Raw genomic sequence first — 17,926 nt, 5'->3', positions numbered from 1 at the left:
AATATGCACAAAACTTAGTGGTTTTAATTTATACAAACAAAAGCCAACTATCTTTATTAATATATTTTTTGGTCCCTTATTTTATTTCATTTCTCTAGCATATTGAGCCAATAACTCTGTTGAGAATTGGCCACCCTGTTTTTCGATATTCATATCCAAAAATTCCCTTGTGTATCGAATATTTTCATTAAAGTAATCAGAATTTCTATTTAACAAACCGGCTGCTTCATTAACCCCAACCAAAAACTTTTGATTAGGAGGAAGCTTCAAACGTGACGTCATATTATTCTCCAATTCAGTGAATTAATCAAAATAACCTGATTTAATTATATTTATTTTAAAATATAAACTGCCTTATTGCATAAATAAAAAAAGACCGCCAAGCATTTAACTTAGCGGTTTTAATTTAGAGGGAAGTTTTAAAGATTGATTGAGAGTTTTTATGCCCTCATCTATTTATACGCAATTAAAATAAAAAAATTAAAAAAGATGATAAGTTTTTCGTTGCTTGAATATTTGCCCTTTTTTAATTCGATAACAAGTGAGGATAATTAGAATAAAGTAACCCATCCCTTAACAATCAGTACGATTAGTAGAGCTATTGTTAGAGTTATTTTAAAGTAAAAGAAAAACCGCCTCAAATATGAAACAGTTATGTTTTTATCAATAAATTAATTATCTCAAACTATTTAAATAGTTTGCTTGCTTGGCTGTCAAAGAAAATTTTTCTGCTGAGCTGTCGTTTTCAATTGTAGACACCATTTTATTAGGAATGGTACTAGTAATCTTTTTATTGTAATTTGTTAAAGCGACAATGTGCAAAGAAACCGATTGTCCAGCCTCGTGTTCGTTTGGTCCCATAGCCTCAGAAATATCAATGTATGCTCTAAACTTTCCATTTTCAACCTTTGGCCACTTAACTTCTGCTGTAGTTGCGATTGGTGATTTTGTGATTTCACCAGCAGAAGAATCATCATTTAAATTAGCTACGGCAATTTTAGCTCCATTAGGTGCTTTAGTTGATCCTTCAATTAACCAATCATCTTTTTGAACTATATTTTTAGCAATGTAAACTTTATTAATCTTCGTACTATATATTTGGATAGTATTAACTCTATCGTTATATTCCGTAGTAGCTACGCCAATACCAATTAACAAAATACCCAAAATTAAAATTATCGATGGTAATTTTTTCTTCGTCTTTCTAATAAAGGCTACAATTAGCCAAATAATTCCCACGGGTAAAAAAACAAAACCCAACAATGCAAAAAGCAACAAAAAATATATCATAATCCCTTCATCTCTATAACTTTTAACTCTATAAATAATTTTGAAATTGAAAACAAATATTAAAGATAAAAAAATCCTACTTTGCTTTAATTCCAAATAATATAATCAAATAACATAATATAGATTCTTTGTTTATAAGCAAAACATCAATTATAAAATGCTTCGAAGTAAAAGAAAACTGGCTCTTTATCGTGATAGTTTTAATAATTTAAATATTGATATCTTTATCATTCACCATAATCATCAGGAGCAGTCCCTTGGTCATTAATCTTTTTGGCAATAACCAACGGAACCGTTATTTTTGTACCAGAAGTTGCTTTATAAGTGTAATCACCCTTTGATTTGCCATAAAATTGGATCTTATCATTCTCCAAGATATGTGATCCGTTCATAATCGAAGGATCAAAGGCGACATAGACTATATCATCATAGTCACCATTGATCGCAACCCGCAAATCGGTTTCGTCATCACCTTCCAATACCTGAACAACTTCTCCGGTATAAACCACTTTTTGTCCTTTGTATTGATCAGGGTTTCTGGCCAATGAATCATAAGTTATATCGGATCGATAATCAGCAATGGACGAAGCAGCGGCTGCGGCCTTTGATGAAGCGGCTTCAGTAGATGAAGAGGCTGCCGCTGCAGAAGAGGCAGAAGCAGCTGACATGCTCGATGCAGAAATAGAACTAGCTTCTGCAGCATAATCGGCTGATTTTATCGTCACTTTAAGAAGTGTACTGTCTTCAGAATTCTGACTTTTGTTCTGTTTTTCAGAATCTATCCAGTATGAAATCTCCGCTTTACTAGAAGGCAAAGTTATAGTCTTAGAAAAAGTACCATCCGAATTGGCTTCAACATTGAATTCTTGATCACCACCCTGGTCTTCTAAGAAGTGAACTTTAGTATCACCTTTTATAGTGCCGGTGATGGTTGCTTGCCTAATATCGTTAGCAGTCAGTTCGCGATCTGTATAGTCTGTTTGCTTGCCGTTAACTTTTAATGTTATCTTTGTTGCTTTATGATTAATTTTTTTGCTTTGCTTTGAAGTGCTTGCTTCAGTTTCCTTGTTGTAAACAAATGAAGTTTTTATAAATATAGCAGCACCAATAATTGTAATTCCCAATGCAATCAAAATATAAATACGGTTTATTTTGCTTTTTTCAAATAACTTATAAATTGGATAAGCTATTAGATAAATTATTCCAACAAAAAACATCAATAATGATAAAATGCCTAAAAAAATCATTTTTCTCTCCAATAAAATTAATTCGCTTTAGATTTTGATATGAGCAATAGATTTGCATCGATTCCATCTTTGCTTGTAAAAGTAAGTGCGATGTTAGATCCCAAACCACCTTTAACATTGGTCCAATCACAAACAACGTCTTTAACGCCACTGATGGTGCTTTCACTCGTTGAAGAAGGTTTACCAAATTTAGCCACAACAACGTTGTAGCTTGTTCCACCTTGTCCATAGCTGGCTATGTCGCCAGTAGCCAAAGCGTTATAGTCGTCTTCTGTCCATTCTGTTTTTAAACTAGAAGATTTAGAAACTGCTGCTTTACTCGAAGTGGATGCGGATTTCACAGCCTTCACGCTTGAAGAGCTATTATTGGATTTTTCTGCAGAATTATCTTGCTGGTGTGAACCAAGGCCAATAAAAAAGAGTATCACCACAATAACCCAAAACCACCATTTTTTATAAAACGGCTTTTTATTTTTTTCCATCAATTTTCTCCAAAAAAATTAAATTAGTTCACTATCCCTTCACAGATGTGAGCCTTTTTAATTGTAGTTGTTTAATCCATAAATGAATAAAAAAATATTCAGTTATTATCTAGAGATTTTAGTTTATTGATTAATTACTTGATTTATTTTTATAGACATAAACATAAACGATCCACTTAGTATATCAATGGGTTTCCTGATATATTTCATGGTTATATACAAAAAATAAAAGCAGTGCTCGGAAAATAAAAAAATTTATCTCTTCATGCTATTGCTTCAAATCGGACTCTCTAACGATATAATTTGGACGTTTCTTTGATTCTAAATATGTTGAAGCTATATATCTTCCTAATACCCCTAAGCTCAATAACTGAACGCCACTAAAAAATAAAACAATTATTATTGTGGATGCCCAACCGAAAGCGCTGGGAATACCCATAAAAAATCTTACTAAGACGACTGTCGCTGCTATCAAAGACAAGAAAAAACAGATAATACCCAAAAAAGTAATTACAGTTAAAGGAAAAGTTGAAAAACTTACAATTCCGTCAATAGCATATTTAAATAAGTCTATAAACGACCACGAACTTTTCCCAGCACTACGATCCCTATTTTCGTAAGAAATGTACTCTTTTTTAAAACCTACCCAAGAGAAAATCCCCTTAGAAAAACGCTGATTTTCTGATAACGACACAATTGCTTTAACAACATTTTGCTTCATCAAACGAAAGTCGCGTTCTCCGGCTACCAATTTTGTTTGACTCAGTTTATTCATTAAAGAATAAAATTCGCTAGAGAAGAAGGAACGAATTAAAGGCTCATCCCTCCGGTTGGACCTTCTAGCCACAACCATGTCGATATTCCGATCTTGAAGTTTAGAAAGCATTTGTGGCAATAATTCTGGAGGATCCTGCAAGTCAACGTCCATAACGGCCACATAGTCATAATCCACAGCGGACCTTAAACCAGCTAATAATCCTCCCTCTTTCCCAAAATTTCTAGAAAATGAAAGGTAATGGATACCGCTATAAGTTGCTTTTTCCTTTTTAATTACTTTCAAACTTTCATCCGTAGAACCATCATCGACGAAAACAATTTCAGGTTTAATCAGCAAATCAATTTTGGAAATTGCTTCAACGAAAATTGGTATCGTTTCTTGTTCATTGTGAACGGGAACGATAATAATTAACTTTTTCTTACCAATCATCTTATTATTCATTAAGTCCTTCCCTTCGGTCTACCACAACGTGTGAGGAATAAATCCCTGAGATATCAGCCAATAAGCATATAGCATTAGATTAGATAAAGGATAAATTGATAATAAAAACAAGCTTCGAGCATTAACGAGTTTAATATCAGACAATACTTGGACAAATATGAATACCAAGCAGATCCAGCTTATCCAATAAGTCCTAGCCCCCGATGCAAAAATAGTCGGGGAAAAATAAAGCAGTGCAGCAGACAAAATAGAAGCCAAAAAGGTCAGCATAACAATTTTTTTGTTATTAGCGGTTCTATTCAATACAGCAAAGAAAAAAAGTCCATATAAAACCAAAAGAAAAATCAAGTGGTGATTGTTAAGCGGATATTGAAAATAATTATTAAAATCAATGTTTTTTATTTTTAGTAAATTAATTGTCAAGAAAATAAGGAAAAAAATAGCTAAATTTATAGAAAAATCTATCTTTTTAATACTCTCTTTTCGGAATGCTTCGTAAATAAAAATGATTAGTAGGACTAAAGACAAAGGCAGGACGAGCTTAAATAAATTTGAAATTTCCCAATTGAATCCTATTTTAATTTTTTCCGTTATAGATTCACTTAGAAAATTCTTATACCATCGATGAGAGTCTAATACTCTTCTTCTTGAGTCACCCGGCGAAAGTACTGAAATAATAAGGGGCACAAAGCATGAAACGAAATAAGATATTAAGTTGATATTTATTGATTCTTTTCGGATATAAAAAGTTATTATCAAAATAAAAGACAGACAGGCCAAGACCAGTGCCAACTGTTCAGTTCCTAAACAAGCAAAAAAAGCAAAAATTAGATAAATAATCCTCCTTTTGCTAATTTTTCCTAGATATTCATTTTTTAAATACGTTAAAGAATAAACACCCAGACTCGTGACCCACAAATAATTGAACGAACCAACAATCCAAGAAGCCGAATCAACAAATATTCCAAGCGGAATATAGAAAAAAACTGATAAAACAATTGTGTCCTTGTTTATACTATGACTCCCGAAAACTATTTCAGTTAGAGAAAAGATCAATAAACAAAATAGAAAAGAATTAAAAGCAGCCCAAACTGGTATCGGAACAAACAAAAAAATACCAGTCACGGCATCAGAAAATACTCTACCAGACCAGCCGAAATATCTGCCGGCAAGCCAAGGAAAATAGCCTAAAACCTTAATCTGATTGGAAAAATTTACATCATCTGTACCTATACATTTCCTGCTAAAAGAAAACAAGAACAAAAAAAATATGAATATAACGGAGTATTCGATCCATACTATGTATTTGTTATTTTTGCACAAAAAATCCCTATTCACCAAAACTCTATCCCTTTACAAATGTGAACCTTTTTAATTGTAAACGTTTAAAACACAAATGATTAAAAAATAAATGATAAAAAAATAAAAAATAAAAAATAGAAATGATTGAATGAAGCATTTTTAAGAATATAAAAATAGAGTTAGAATAGTTTATGCGAACATGCGTTCGTATTAATAGTTCATTAACTGGAGAGAGTAATGGAACTTAATAAAGAAGCCTTAAGACAAATGATGATAATTCTTCAAAGACTGCCGATTGAACCGGATACGATCTTAACTAATAAAGCAGTCGATGAAAGTTCTAAGGAAACAGGAATAGTTAGAATTGATTACTTCTACGCTCTAAAACAAGCCATTGACTATGGATTAGTCGAAGGCGAAAGATTTAATTACTTTGAAGATCCGCTGGACTTGGATGCCCGTAATTTTCTAATCAAAGACATTACTCCGGTTGGTCATGAGTTTATCGATTCGATAACCGATGAAGATAATTGGCATAAGGCAAAAGAATACTTAAAAGAAAACAAGCTGCCCTTAACAGTCAGTATGATCAGTAGAGCGATTGCCAGGGCTGTTTTAAAAAGGCAAAAGAAAAACTACCTCAGTTGAGAGGTAGTCTTTAAATAGAGATAGTTTTGAGGAGGTTTTTAAAATTGATTGAGGTCTTTTATGCCCTCACCTATTTATACGTAATTAGATCGGACAAATGAAAAATATTATTTTTATTTTGAATATTTTTACTAATATCTTAACAAAAAACTATACTTAACACTGTTAGAGAGTTTTTAATGAGAGAGGAATGTCTAATTTATTTTTTTGGTTTATTTTTATATTAATTATTATCATTACTGTCTTTGCTATGACCATAAATTCATCGAATGAAGCAAGAGAATGGTTTACAAAGCGGCGTATCATTGCTTGGTTTACAGCAAAAATATCCCTGTGTTTCAGAAAAATAATATTAAGAAATTTGAAAATTCTTCTTTTTTTCTTCATCGCTCTGATGTTTTTATTTTATTTTCGTTTTGAAGATTTTAGGAACCTCATTGATAAAGCGAACCTTATAAGTATTTCAGGCATATTAGCCATAATTGCTATTATTTCTAATTATTTAACAATTATAGAAGAAAGGAACAAAATGAAAGAATTGGAAGCAAAGCAAGCAAGCAAAATTACTTCTTGGATATCAGGAAAAGTAACAGCTGATAAGCCTGATCGTTTTGGAAATACTTTAGGCAATAAGATAACTATTTCCAATCAATCAAATTCTCCCATATACGATGTATGGTGCTTTTTAGTTTCTAATAAGTCAGTGGATGATAAAAAGGAAGATATTTTTGATTCAATTCAAATTGATTATTCTTCTCATATAGAATTGATTGCACCTGGAAATACTGAAATAGAGATGTACTCACCCGGTGATGCAATGGGTGGGGTTCATCCAGCCTCAACAATTATCTTTCGTGATACTAATAAAAGATATTGGGTAAGAAGCCATTCAGGTAAGCTAATGAAAGTGGATAAAATGAGTTTTTATGCAGCCTTGAATAAAAAAGGATGCCATTCGCCTGGATACCCAGAACCAATATCCATAAAATATGTCGAATAAAAAAACAACCACCAGCATATAGCTAGTGGTTGTTTTTATATCAGTAATGTTTTACTTTATAATCTTATAGATATCAAGAATCTGTCCTACGTTATCCTTAATCTCTCCAGTATCCTGATCAATATAAGTAGAGAAATAAAAATGATATTTAACTGATAAATGCTGCATGGCAATAATAAAGTCGTTTTCTTCTAAACCGGTTAAAGCTAGTAACTCATCATAATAGATAACATGGCCTTTAGTTGGAATTGGAAGTTTTCTAACAGTTTGGATAATTATTTGTTCAGCTGTCATAGATTAATTATACGAACAGGTGTTCTAAAGGGCAAAGATTCATCAACTTATTTTTTTAAAATATTTGTCTCTAATTTTTTTTCTTAGATCATCATCGATTTCGATTCTTGTTAAGGCTCTTTCTAAAAATGAATTATCCAATTCTCTATCAGCAATCCCATAAGCAACTTCTCCCTTTAAATTGCATATCTTTAGAGCACCGTAATAATCATTAGTAGAGATTATACAATTTATTTTATTTTCTAATTCATTATAGTTTTTCTCAATAAAATTATTGATGGAAGAATAAGTATTTGTTAAATTCTGGCGAATCTCTTCTACACTGTTTCTATTACAAATTTTTTCATTCTCCAAACGATAATTAGCTTCATCAACCAAAATATTCAAAATAATTTGATTCTTTTTTTCTTCTAATTTGACGAAAAGTGCATTTTTGAATTTGCTAAAATTATCCATCTTATTAAATGGTTCTAAGACACTTTTAACTATATCTTCATCAAAAAATACCATTTCAATTTCGTTAAAGGGCAACACTAAAACGTTCTTCTTTGATAAACTTTCCATTTCTTCATCGCTTCTACCATCTCCATCGATAATACCAAATGCTTTCACATTTAAGCTTTTGGAAAGTCTTGTCACAGCCTTGGTATACTCAATAACTTGATCATGGCCACCAACAGGTATTATAGTTTTATCGTTAATGAATAATTGAGAATACAGTTTGTTGTCCCAACTTGAAGCCGAACCTTCACAAAAAATAATGTCTTTACTGCTGCCAACCAGAGAAACTAATAAATCAATAGGAATATTATTTTGATCACTTATCTCTTCTAAATTCCATGAATCTGGTGCATTAAAGTTTTTAATCCATAAAATTGAAAAATTGATACGAGAAGATATGAAATCTTTATTGTGTGAAATAAAGATAAATTGACAATCGTTTCTTCTATTAACTAATATGTCCCATAATTTATTATAAATAGCTGGATTCATATAAGTTTCAGGTTCATCGACAACAACAAAGCTATTCTTCGGAGCTGTGAAAATACTTGCCAAATAATAAAGACAAGATTTTTCTCCATCACTTAGAGAATTAACATAATATTCTTGCTCACTATTAACATTTTTAGCTCTAAGAACTCTGGAAGCTTGATCAACAAATAGCTCTATATTAGGAAAAAAACTATTCCAAATATCTTGAACTTCTTCTAAGAAAGTATTCCCAGATTTTTTATTCTTTTTTCTATCTTCGAGTGCTATCTCAACATGGTTGTTAACTAACGCATTAATTGCAATTGTAAATCTGTGCATTAAATCTTGAGAAACGCTAAAATGTAAATTCTCAGGATTATTTATATCAAAAGGCTCACCGTCTCGAACAATCTTTAGAGAATCTTTCTGTTCAACCTTTACATAATCTTCAATCGTTTTGTTTTGATAACTTTGAAGATCCATGTAATATAAAAATTTTTGTGCGGGCAATACGATTAAATTGCTTAAATAAGAGCTCTTTAAGAAACTCGCAAAAGCTGATTTTCCACTACCATTAGGACCACATATGACAATATTTTTTTTATGTTGAGAGAAATCAAACAAATACTTAATAATTTTAAAATCATTCAATATTTTTTTCATTTGATTCAAGAGATTATTATTATCAACACCTTCTTTTGTGAAATGAACACTAGTAACCTCATTTTTTAAGTGATCAACAGATAAGCCAATAGTTGATTTTCTAAAATCATCTAGTCTTAAAGAGAAAATATGACTAATTTTTTCGCCTTTCAATTCTGTCAAAACATCATTTGCCTTACTTTCTATTGAGATAAGACTTTTAGAATAAGATGAATCATTAGATTTTTCTTTTTCCACCTTAATATCATTTAGAAAATTATTAATTGTTTCTTCTGCACTTAATGTCAAAAGCATACTCTCCAATATTTTTTAATTAGAATTAAAACAAACTTATGATACGACAAAAACCCACCAGCATATAGCCGGTGGGTTTAATTTGCATATTTAAGTTATTTTGCAGTTTTGGTATCAGTACTTGAAGAATCTGTAGAACTAGTTGTGTTAGAACTATCACTCGCCTTAGAAATTAGAACACCAACAAAATTATTAATCAATCCGGAAACAGACTTGGTCAATGTGTCATCTAATCCGCTGGCAGAAAAACCAGCAAAGATACCAAAAAACAGGTCTTGTTCTAATTGAATGTTCTTACTGCTTAAATAAGAATAAGCAACTGAAATAATGATTCCAACCACAATTGATACCAGCGGTAGGAATTTGTTTGGCAACTTGGTAGCGCTGATTGACTGCACGACAAACCAGACAGCTGCGATAATAATGATTAAAGCTGTAACATCGATATTTGATAGATTCATAATTTCTCCTTTATTTAACCCTTAGTGTTTGGCCAACGTAAATATAGTTGGCATTTTTTAATCCATTTAAAGAAACTAATTTAACAACGGTCGTAGCATATTTTTCCGCAATACCAGAAAGCGTATTTCCATAAACTACTTTGTAGTAAGCAGCTGAACCAGCAGTTGTTCCGCTTAGCTTTAACTTCTCTCCTAGAATAATCAGGTATGGGCTGCCAATCCCGTTTAATGAAGCTAGTTTCTGATAAGTGGTTCCATACTTAGCTGCTATTGCCGATAAAGTATCGCCCGATTGAACTGTATAAGTGCCGGTAGAACTAGAAGAACTAAGTGCTGAACTGGTTGAAGTCGTTAACAGAATCTCAACATTAGATTTACTAATCCAGGAACTGATCCCAGCCAAGAGAACATTGTTTCCTGAAACCTGTGCTACTTTATAAGACTTGCCTTTGACCCAGCTTGGAATTGATTCGCCAGTCGACCATTTAGAAGCCGAGAAGTTGACCTTGACCGTATCACCAACAACGATCGAACTCTTTGGTGTGTTGTTGGCTTGCTGACCGACTTTCACGGCTGGTGTAGAAGTGTGGTTTTAACGGCTGTTCCACCCAATGGGGCTGTAGTCGTCCCTTTGTAGCCGTTATCAGTAATCCCAGTTAAATCAATGTCACCATCTAAGCCACCAGCCTTATAGGTACTGGTGAATTGGAATAGATGGATATTGTCGAAACTTGGAAAGTAATTATAGTTGGGACTAGTCGTTACGTTGTAATTAGGATATTCAGCCATCCATAAGGGATATGCCTTAGCCAGACTTTCAAGGTCTAGATGACTAGTTAGAAAAGACTTATAACCATACAAAACGGCTGTGTAACCAGCTGCTTGTACTTTGTCCAAGGCATACTTAACACTGACTGTGTTCGGGCTGCCTGATTCAACATCCAAAGCCACGATCGAACCCTTAGGGGTTTGAATCTTGGGCAGATAATAATTTAACATCTCATCAGCTTCGGAATTGCTAGAGAATTGAGCATAAATATAGGTGTGTGCCCTTTTGCCCTGTGCGATCGTACTTGCGACCTGTGTGGCATAAGTCGACTGTGGACTAAAGTAGCCATCGTAATAGCCACCCAATTGGATAATGGCAAATTTGTCGCTTGCCTGTCCGAAAACGGCCGTATCTCCCTGCCAGTGTGACAAGTCGACGCCTTGATCGTTTTTAGCGGCATAGGCTGACAGCGGCAAAGAAAAAGACAGTAATAAGACAACTGCCGTTAATAAGGTTTTTAATTTAGTTTTCAATGTAGGATAACCTCCAAAAAAAGCACCGGCCAAGAATAAGCCAGTGCTGCATATAAGTTTTAATAGATTAAATTGTTTGTTCAAGACGCTTTGCCTGCCAGGATATCATCCAAGGGAAAACCATTACGTTTAGCATAATCGGACAAGAGTTTATTCTGCTTTTTTAGGATTTTGTTTTGATCCTGTAAGGTCTTGATCAGCTTCTGATTCTCTTGGTTTTGATCCAAGAGTTTTTTGATCAGTTCCGTATCTTTGGCATGCCGTTCTTCGGCCTCCAGCTGTTTATCCTTTAGTTCGGATACATTGCCTTGCAGATTAACGATCGTGTCTGTCTGTTGGATCACTCTATCGGCAAAGGCTGGTTCATTTTTAAGAGAAGCCGTAATCTTGGCCGTCATATAAGCAGCCAGAATGGCCCCTAAGAAAGTCAAAGCATCTTTAAAGAAAGCTTCCATTAATCAGTGTTCCCTTTCTCTAAAGCATCCGTAAAAATATCAAAACCGACCCGGTTGCCTTTTGGCAATTCACCTTCGTAGTTATCAAAGAAATGCTTTAAAACAGTAAACTGCCGGTCAAAAGCGGCAAGGATCGTAATCGTTTCGTCAAGGGCATCAAGCAAGTCTTTGTAAAAGTCTTTTTCAATGGAATCGTCTTTAAAGAAAAGCACAGCTTTTTTGTCGTATTTTCCGGCATGCTTTTCGACCAGGTCTTTGGTTATTTCCTGAATCTCTTGTTGTTTTGGACTTGCGTCCCTAATAAAGAACTTGACTGCTCTAGCCTCTTTGACATTCATTCCGCCTGAATTAGCCAGATCAGCCAAGAGTTTAATCGAAGCTGCTAGAAAACGCCTCTTAAGTGTTATTTTTTGAATCATTTTCAGCTCCAATCATATTTACTAGCGACGGATCAATCCCGTTGGACTGACTTAATACTTTTTGAACCGTGATGGCTCGAGACATAAAAGACTGCTGATCAGCCAAAAGTTTTTCTTCGTCTACTTGAGGCATAATCGGAGAACCGTCATCGTTGAAACCCACAGGGGCTGTGCTTCCAACCGTCTGGACAACAGGTGTCTTGCCATCCCCGTTCAAAACCGTCGACAAACTATAAAGAACGTTTCCGTTAGCGTCTTTAAAGTCCTGATTTAGTGTAGTGTGCATATTTTATGCCCTTTCTCAAATTAAATTAATTGCGTACGCCCGGCTAATCCAAATGCATAGACGGCATTTCCGCCAATTGCGATACCGCCTTTAGCAGCCGATCCATAAGAATGAATGGCTGGGTACTTCCAACCGGAAGAAAGATCGGACCATGATACCCATGTCAGATTAAAAGTTTCTCCAGCTCCCTGGATATTGAATTTATAGCCATTGAAATCGACCGGAGCAAAAAACAGGTTGAGCCCACTGGTGACGTTATAGCGATAAGCGACACCGAAATTTTCATTTGTGGAATCGTTTCTATATGCAATCCCGACATCATCGGCAGCCCAATAACTATCGCTATCGATATTATGGTTTGTCCCGCCTTTGCCATAAGTGTTGGCAATTAAATAGATGCCATTCAAGCGTTCGTCGACAACGTTTTCTCCGAGCATCAAACCGCCGACGCTTTCGATGTGACCAGTTGGCGAACTATTAGCCATTTCAATATTTCCATTACTTATTTTCGTGTAGGAACCGTCGTTTAGGTTATTGATATCGATCTCGCTGGCCTTGATAAGCATTTCGTAGTTTTTTTGGTTGTCATGCAGAGAAATTTCCGATCCTTCAATATCAATATTGTTTCCATAAGGATCTGCCCAATTAGATTTAATAAACGAAGTAATATCGCCGGTCAGACTGGAAACATCCAGGTGGATAACGTGAATAATATTGGCATCGAGCTCACCGGCTACGATGTTGGCAGCGTTAATTTTGATCGCATTAATCTGGCTTGCCCAAAAATCGCCAGTGGCCACTGTATCGCCATCTAAAGAAATTGTTTTGCCTGTCAAACGCAGACCGTCTGCATTGCCGTTAATACCGGAAACCACAGCTCCGGCATTGCTTAACATCCCCAATACATAATTGTTGTTGAACAAACCAAGAACGCCTTTGCCGGAAATCCCAATGCCCGGCGTATAAGCCGGCAGACTGGCCGAAAATACCAAAATGGCCCGAGTAAAGCGAACGGTTCCGGACGGTGCCTGGACCATAACCCGGATATAATCGACGTTTGCCGGTGTAACGATATTTATCAAACTAAAACTCGTCCAATCGCTGCCAGCAATCGAAACCGATTGGGTTCCCAGATTGGTTCCATCGTTTTTATAAAAAACAACGGCCAATTTAGCCGTCCCGGAAATCAATTTAAACTGAGCGCCAACAGAGATCGCAACATTAGCAAAACTCGGAATATCATCGGCATAAAGTGTATTGTTAGTCACTTCAATAACTTTGGATCCAGAAACAAGTTCATTAGCTGATATATAGGAGGAAGCCGGCAGGTCCGGACTGAAATCGTGCCAGTCGGTCAGACCAAGATAACTTTGCTGGTATTCAGCATGAATCGTATAGCCACTGCCGTCCGTGTTGACTGCAATAGCAAAACTGCCGTCTGATTGAACGCCGGTCGAATAGCTTCCTCCCGAACTTGACAGAAGGTAAATCACAGAAGTATTATTAGGCGCTTTTCCGGAAATGACACCAGTCTTTGAAACTACATATCCGTTCGAAGTAACTGGAAAAAGATTCTGCTGAACTGTAAAAGAATAAGTCGCCTCCGACAAAGCCAGCGTGTAATTTCCCATAACCGCCGGAAAAGAAAACGAAAAATTATATCGATCAATCGCTGTCGGCATATTAAAATTCAAAATTGTTGCTGTCGTATCTTTAGGCGCTTTGATCGTAGCTTTATAGCTTTTTCCATCTGCTGGCAGTGTTGCCACCCACTTGGAAACATCAATTGTATCCGATACATAATCGACTGCTTTTACAGCTTTAACCATCATTGGGAGTGCGATCTGTATATGACCAGTCCCCAACATATCGAAACGAAAGCGTACCTTGGCAGTCGTACTTGGCATTACTGCATCTTCGACTTTTACATACCTCCATGTGGTTCCAGCGGTTAAAATGGTTTTCCCTTGTACAGTTGCTGCGGTCCCGGTTGATGTTCTTGGATCAAAGTAACAGGAAGAATCATTTGAAAAAGTTGTATCAGTAAGAACCCGGTAATAAAATCCCATCGACCAGGCATCTCCTGGAACTGAATTTTGATATGCCGTAATCGCCACCAAAGTTCCGGAACCGCTGGATCTTTTGATATCCAAGACATTGTGGCCGTTATATCCGTTGGCAACAATCGATACAAAGTCTGCCAAGTTATAAGAAAAATGCGGATCCGAATCAGTTCCACTCAGTCCCAATAGCATTTCGCTATCCCTAGCTAGATTAGGAACACTCATATTGTTGTTCGAATAAATATTTTTATTTAATTCATCGACAACTATCAAAGAAGTACCAGCAGTCGGAGTAGGAATACTGGCCGTGCCGGTCCCATCGTCGTTATCGTGAGTCACAGCCGAAAAGCTGCCTCGCGTAAATGTCTGATCGGAATTTTTAGACTGGCTGAGATCCTGAGATGCAACAATCGTACCGGCTGAGTTCTTTACTTGAACCGTTGAGGCTTTAGTTGATGTCGTACCGGAAACAACATAAGTTCCATCTACCGGATCATTAACAATCGTATCCTGCCAATTGGCAATAGCTAAATCTTCAGGCGCTTTAATGTAAGGAGTCAAAGATCCGACTTCCAATTTCATTTCGGCAACATAAAGATCGGCACTGCTGCCGGAAACCTTAGAACCGTTGTTATCAATCCTTATATAAAGTTCTCCGATACCATCGGGAACCGTAAAAGAAAATGAGAAAGTGCCAATACCGCTAATCGAAGGCTGCATGCTAAGTTTGCTTGCGACAACCTTCGTATAATCGGAAGTGCTGCCCGTTTGGCGTCCCAAAGCAAAGAAATCCATTGAAACGACATTGGAGTTATTGAAGGCTTTAATCTGAAAGGTATAGCTTTCACCGGCTTGAACGGAAAAATGCTCGGACATTAAAAATACTTCCGTAGTTCCGGAAGTCGAAAGTTTTAGTAATTTACCTTGACCGTTTTGATAAAAAGCACGAGAAACAATTGCTAAAGAAGAACCGCCACCGGAATTGCTCCAGTGATCCGTATTAGCAAAAGCACTCGTGTTTCTCAGCAGATTGCGTCCGACAATTGTTTGATCGGCATATCCTTTTGAATTAGGAGTCGGAACAGTTGTTGAACTTTCAACAACATTCTTTTGAGCTGTGTCCGTATCAAACTCCGAATTGACAATTTTGTTGGCCGAGCTTAATTCGGCAATTACATTTTTTGCCGTATCATCGGTATAAGTTTTGGCACTAGTCAGCACATCTTTGGTTGCATCGGTAATTCTCTGCACGATCGAATCATCGATATCGAGCACCCATGAACCGTTATGATAAATTTCAATCTGAATAGAATTGCCGTTCGGCTTATACCAAACATCCCCTTCTTTAGGACTGCTTGGAGCAGTCGATCCATAAGTAATCGCTGTGATATCAGTTCCGGCGGGTCCCTGTGCACCAGTATCTCCTTTAGTCTGCTGCCAGACATATTTAGTCGGATCAGAACTACTTGTCGATGTAAAATCCGTATAAGTTCCGATATACTGCCTTAATCCGGCAGAAGTAATACTGAAATTCGTTTTTCCATCGGCAGAATCGGCATAAGCGATATGCAGGTAGGAACTCTGGCCGTTAGCACCAGGTATTCCCTGCACGCCGGTGTCTCCTTTGGCACCCGTAGCTCCCATCATCCCTACGGAATAGGACGTTGTGCTCGCCCCATCAGAGAAAGTCATCACCGTCCGAGTCCACAGATATTGACTTGCAGACACAGACGGTATCGATGAGCTCCAAGTCCCACTAGGAGCGACAGTACCGCTAGTCGAGGCTTGGTAAGTAATAACGGTCGATGTAATTCCTTTTCCCGTTGCCCCCGTTGCACCAGTGGCGCCTGTATTGCCTTGAATTTTAACCCAGTCATAAGATACCGCGTTCGTACTATCGGCTTGTGTAAAGTCGCTGTAAGTCCCTAGATAAGTCTTGTTAGTCGGGTCGGTCGTACTAAAACCGGTCGACCCGTCGGAAGCTGTCGAATAAGCCGTGTGAAAATACGGTGTCTTGCCGTCCGCTCCAGGTATACCCGCAGTTCCATTGGAGCCGTTAGTCCCGAAATAAGAGACGCTGTAAGTTGTGGAGGTGGAATCATTAGAATAATGAAAAACGGTTTTCGTCCAAAGATACTGGCCAGCCGGAACCACCGGTATGTCACTAGCCCATGTACCGGTTGGCGTAATAGTCCCGCTCGTGGCAGCCTGATAAGCAACAGTAGAAGACTCGACACTGGTGCCATCTTCTCCATCACTTCCTCTGGTCTGCATCCAAACATATTTAGCCGGATCCGTGCTATCGACAGAATTGGAATCCGTGTAAACGCCCAAATAGGCTTTGCCAGTGGGGTCTTGTGAGAAACCTTTTCCAGTAGCGTCATCGGCATAAGCAATATGCGTATAGGAATTTAACCCGGCCGTTTGCGATTTTAATTTATTGATAGCCGATGTTAAATCGCCATTGTAAGAATAAATGTCGGACGATGTCGAAGTCTGTTGGGCCGACGAAACAGAAGAAAAACTACCATCAAAGGTCATCGTGTAAGAACAATTCGGTACGTTGAATCGATTGCCCTTCGTGTCCTGCAAAGCAAACCAGTCGCCTGCTTCAATCGCTGGATTACCGAACCAATTCAGACTAAAAGGATAGAAAGCCAGATTCTGCAGTTTGGTCCAGATTGCGTCAAGCCGTTCTTGGGTCATGACGTTATTAGTCAATTGAACCTGCGAGCCCGCTCTGCTACCGGACTGTAAAGTGACCGTGTCGTCAGTCGAATTACCGTCCGAATCAGTCGTAGTGGTCGTGACCTGGCATTGAATCCCACCGATCACATAGGCAGCTTCGTTTTTGGTCAGGCCACCTTGTAAATACTGGCCGGCATCAATCGCATAATCCGTATCGTTAATCGTTCTGATTGTCAGCTTGCCGTCACGATCAAACAAGGCAAAACCGCTATAAAACTGGGCTATCCACCCGATCGCATTTCGATAAGTCTGTCCGGTAATTGCTTTGGCCAGGTTATTCATAAGAGGCAAACGGGCAATATCGTCAGAATTCAACGGTACTCCGGACAAACTCGCAATCTCGGCAATAACGTCTGTCATTTTGGCCGGATAAGTGAGTTTTGAGGTATAAGTTCCTTCCAGCATACACATCAAGTCGTAAGCTTTGATAGTCGTTACATCATTGTTCCGGTCCATTTCGATATCGTCTGAAATAACGAATATTCCCAACGGACTGTACTCGAAAGTTCCATCCACCAATTTGACACCGACTTTTGGCGCCACTAATTGTCCTTGAACAAAACCCTCGACCAAGTGGGAAAAAGTTATCGTGACACTGTTTTCATAAGTCGACCCGATCGAAAATGTATCGCCGGTAAATGCCCCGCCGTCATAGGCAATTGATGTTATATCAGACGTGTGATAATCCGTTCCGTCAATTGTCACCACTGTATCAAGCGTTCTTTGGGATGCTTTCCAGGCAGCCGTGGCAGCTGTAGTTTGTATAATCAAATATTTACCC

At 37.1% G+C, this 17,926-nt stretch carries 15 protein-coding genes and 1 pseudogene; 2 read left to right on the top strand and 14 right to left on the bottom strand.

From position 1 onward, the window contains the following. Positions 1-81: 81 nt before the first annotated feature. From J3U91_RS03460 to J3U91_RS03435, 6 genes are all read right to left on the bottom strand, one after another. Complete coding sequence (locus J3U91_RS03460) at positions 82-282, bottom strand: hypothetical protein (protein WP_002820015.1); 201 nt, start codon at positions 280-282, stop codon at positions 82-84. Between the two features lie 393 nt (positions 283-675). Further along, a complete protein-coding gene (locus J3U91_RS03455) occupies positions 676-1,386 on the bottom strand; it encodes a hypothetical protein (protein ID WP_226489976.1) in 711 nt (236 codons plus the stop codon). A 131-nt stretch (positions 1,387-1,517) separates the two neighbouring features. Continuing rightward, positions 1,518-2,537 carry a hypothetical protein gene (locus J3U91_RS03450; RefSeq protein WP_226489975.1) on the bottom strand — a complete coding sequence of 340 codons (1,020 nt, stop codon included), beginning with the start codon at positions 2,535-2,537 and terminating at the stop codon, positions 1,518-1,520. A 17-nt stretch (positions 2,538-2,554) separates the two neighbouring features. Next, positions 2,555-3,019: a hypothetical protein gene (locus tag J3U91_RS03445; protein WP_002819910.1), complete on the bottom strand. Its 465-nt coding sequence runs from the start codon at positions 3,017-3,019 to the stop codon at positions 2,555-2,557. Between the two features lie 268 nt (positions 3,020-3,287). Further along, a complete protein-coding gene (locus tag J3U91_RS03440) occupies positions 3,288-4,238 on the bottom strand; it encodes a glycosyltransferase family 2 protein (protein WP_002819911.1) in 951 nt (316 codons plus the stop codon). Positions 4,239-4,256: 18 nt separating this feature from the next. Next, positions 4,257-5,576 carry a DUF6056 family protein gene (locus J3U91_RS03435; RefSeq protein ID WP_226489974.1) on the bottom strand — a complete coding sequence of 440 codons (1,320 nt, stop codon included), beginning with the start codon at positions 5,574-5,576 and terminating at the stop codon, positions 4,257-4,259. 201 nt (positions 5,577-5,777) lie between these two features. Between J3U91_RS03435 and J3U91_RS03430 the strand changes: the two genes are divergently transcribed. Together J3U91_RS03430 and J3U91_RS03425 are read left to right on the top strand one after the other, a co-directional pair. After that, entirely contained in the window at positions 5,778-6,188 is a 411-nt protein-coding gene (locus J3U91_RS03430; protein WP_002819913.1) for a DUF2513 domain-containing protein, read from the top strand. 190 nt (positions 6,189-6,378) lie between these two features. After that, positions 6,379-7,188, top strand: coding sequence for a hypothetical protein (locus J3U91_RS03425; protein WP_002819914.1), 810 nt, complete (start codon positions 6,379-6,381; stop codon positions 7,186-7,188). A 51-nt stretch (positions 7,189-7,239) separates the two neighbouring features. On the opposite strand, the gene J3U91_RS03420 is transcribed toward J3U91_RS03425, so the two are convergent. The 8 genes and pseudogenes from J3U91_RS03420 to J3U91_RS03385 form a co-directional block, all read right to left on the bottom strand. Next, complete coding sequence (locus J3U91_RS03420) at positions 7,240-7,482, bottom strand: hypothetical protein (protein WP_002819915.1); 243 nt, start codon at positions 7,480-7,482, stop codon at positions 7,240-7,242. 42 nt (positions 7,483-7,524) lie between these two features. Continuing rightward, positions 7,525-9,411, bottom strand: a complete 1,887-nt coding sequence (locus J3U91_RS03415) for an AAA family ATPase (RefSeq protein ID WP_002819916.1) — start codon at positions 9,409-9,411, stop codon at positions 7,525-7,527. A 95-nt stretch (positions 9,412-9,506) separates the two neighbouring features. Continuing rightward, complete coding sequence (locus J3U91_RS03410) at positions 9,507-9,872, bottom strand: holin (protein ID WP_002819917.1); 366 nt, start codon at positions 9,870-9,872, stop codon at positions 9,507-9,509. 10 nt (positions 9,873-9,882) lie between these two features. Beyond that, positions 9,883-11,174: pseudogene (locus tag J3U91_RS03405) on the bottom strand (LysM peptidoglycan-binding domain-containing protein). A gap of 80 nt (positions 11,175-11,254) precedes the next feature. Further along, the gene (locus J3U91_RS03400; protein ID WP_002819906.1) at positions 11,255-11,629 is read right to left on the bottom strand and encodes a hypothetical protein; all 375 of its coding nucleotides are present in this window, start codon (positions 11,627-11,629) and stop codon (positions 11,255-11,257) included. After that, complete coding sequence (locus J3U91_RS03395) at positions 11,629-12,048, bottom strand: hypothetical protein (RefSeq protein WP_002819905.1); 420 nt, start codon at positions 12,046-12,048, stop codon at positions 11,629-11,631. The genes J3U91_RS03400 and J3U91_RS03395 overlap by 1 nt, the downstream gene beginning before the upstream one ends. Then, positions 12,026-12,334 carry a hypothetical protein gene (locus J3U91_RS03390; RefSeq protein WP_002819904.1) on the bottom strand — a complete coding sequence of 103 codons (309 nt, stop codon included), beginning with the start codon at positions 12,332-12,334 and terminating at the stop codon, positions 12,026-12,028. The genes J3U91_RS03395 and J3U91_RS03390 overlap by 23 nt, the downstream gene beginning before the upstream one ends. A 20-nt stretch (positions 12,335-12,354) precedes the next feature. Beyond that, positions 12,355-17,916: a gp58-like family protein gene (locus tag J3U91_RS03385; RefSeq protein ID WP_002819903.1), complete on the bottom strand. Its 5,562-nt coding sequence runs from the start codon at positions 17,914-17,916 to the stop codon at positions 12,355-12,357. Between the last annotated feature and the right edge of the window lie 10 nt (positions 17,917-17,926).

It is taken from the genome of Oenococcus oeni, assembly GCF_020510245.1.
In the GTDB taxonomy this organism is placed as follows: Bacteria; Bacillota; Bacilli; order Lactobacillales; family Lactobacillaceae; genus Oenococcus; species Oenococcus oeni.
Note: the sequence above shows the minus strand (reverse complement) of the source record. Positions and strands in the feature narration are given on the sequence as shown.

Excerpts from the sequence above, each read along its gene's own strand:
- J3U91_RS03460 (WP_002820015.1), bottom strand. The coding sequence starts at position 282 with ATGACGTCACGTTTGAAGCTTCCTCCTAATCAAAAGTTTTTGGTTGGG.
- J3U91_RS03450 (WP_226489975.1), bottom strand. The coding sequence starts at position 2,537 with ATGATTTTTTTAGGCATTTTATCATTATTGATGTTTTTTGTTGGAATA.
- J3U91_RS03445 (WP_002819910.1), bottom strand. The coding sequence starts at position 3,019 with ATGGAAAAAAATAAAAAGCCGTTTTATAAAAAATGGTGGTTTTGGGTT.
- J3U91_RS03440 (WP_002819911.1), bottom strand. The coding sequence starts at position 4,238 with ATGAATAATAAGATGATTGGTAAGAAAAAGTTAATTATTATCGTTCCC.
- J3U91_RS03430 (WP_002819913.1), top strand. The coding sequence starts at position 5,778 with ATGGAACTTAATAAAGAAGCCTTAAGACAAATGATGATAATTCTTCAA.
- J3U91_RS03425 (WP_002819914.1), top strand. The coding sequence starts at position 6,379 with ATGTCTAATTTATTTTTTTGGTTTATTTTTATATTAATTATTATCATT.
- J3U91_RS03420 (WP_002819915.1), bottom strand. The coding sequence starts at position 7,482 with ATGACAGCTGAACAAATAATTATCCAAACTGTTAGAAAACTTCCAATT.
- J3U91_RS03415 (WP_002819916.1), bottom strand. The coding sequence starts at position 9,411 with ATGCTTTTGACATTAAGTGCAGAAGAAACAATTAATAATTTTCTAAAT.
- J3U91_RS03410 (WP_002819917.1), bottom strand. The coding sequence starts at position 9,872 with ATGAATCTATCAAATATCGATGTTACAGCTTTAATCATTATTATCGCA.
- J3U91_RS03400 (WP_002819906.1), bottom strand. The coding sequence starts at position 11,629 with ATGGAAGCTTTCTTTAAAGATGCTTTGACTTTCTTAGGGGCCATTCTG.
- J3U91_RS03395 (WP_002819905.1), bottom strand. The coding sequence starts at position 12,048 with ATGATTCAAAAAATAACACTTAAGAGGCGTTTTCTAGCAGCTTCGATT.
- J3U91_RS03390 (WP_002819904.1), bottom strand. The coding sequence starts at position 12,334 with ATGCACACTACACTAAATCAGGACTTTAAAGACGCTAACGGAAACGTT.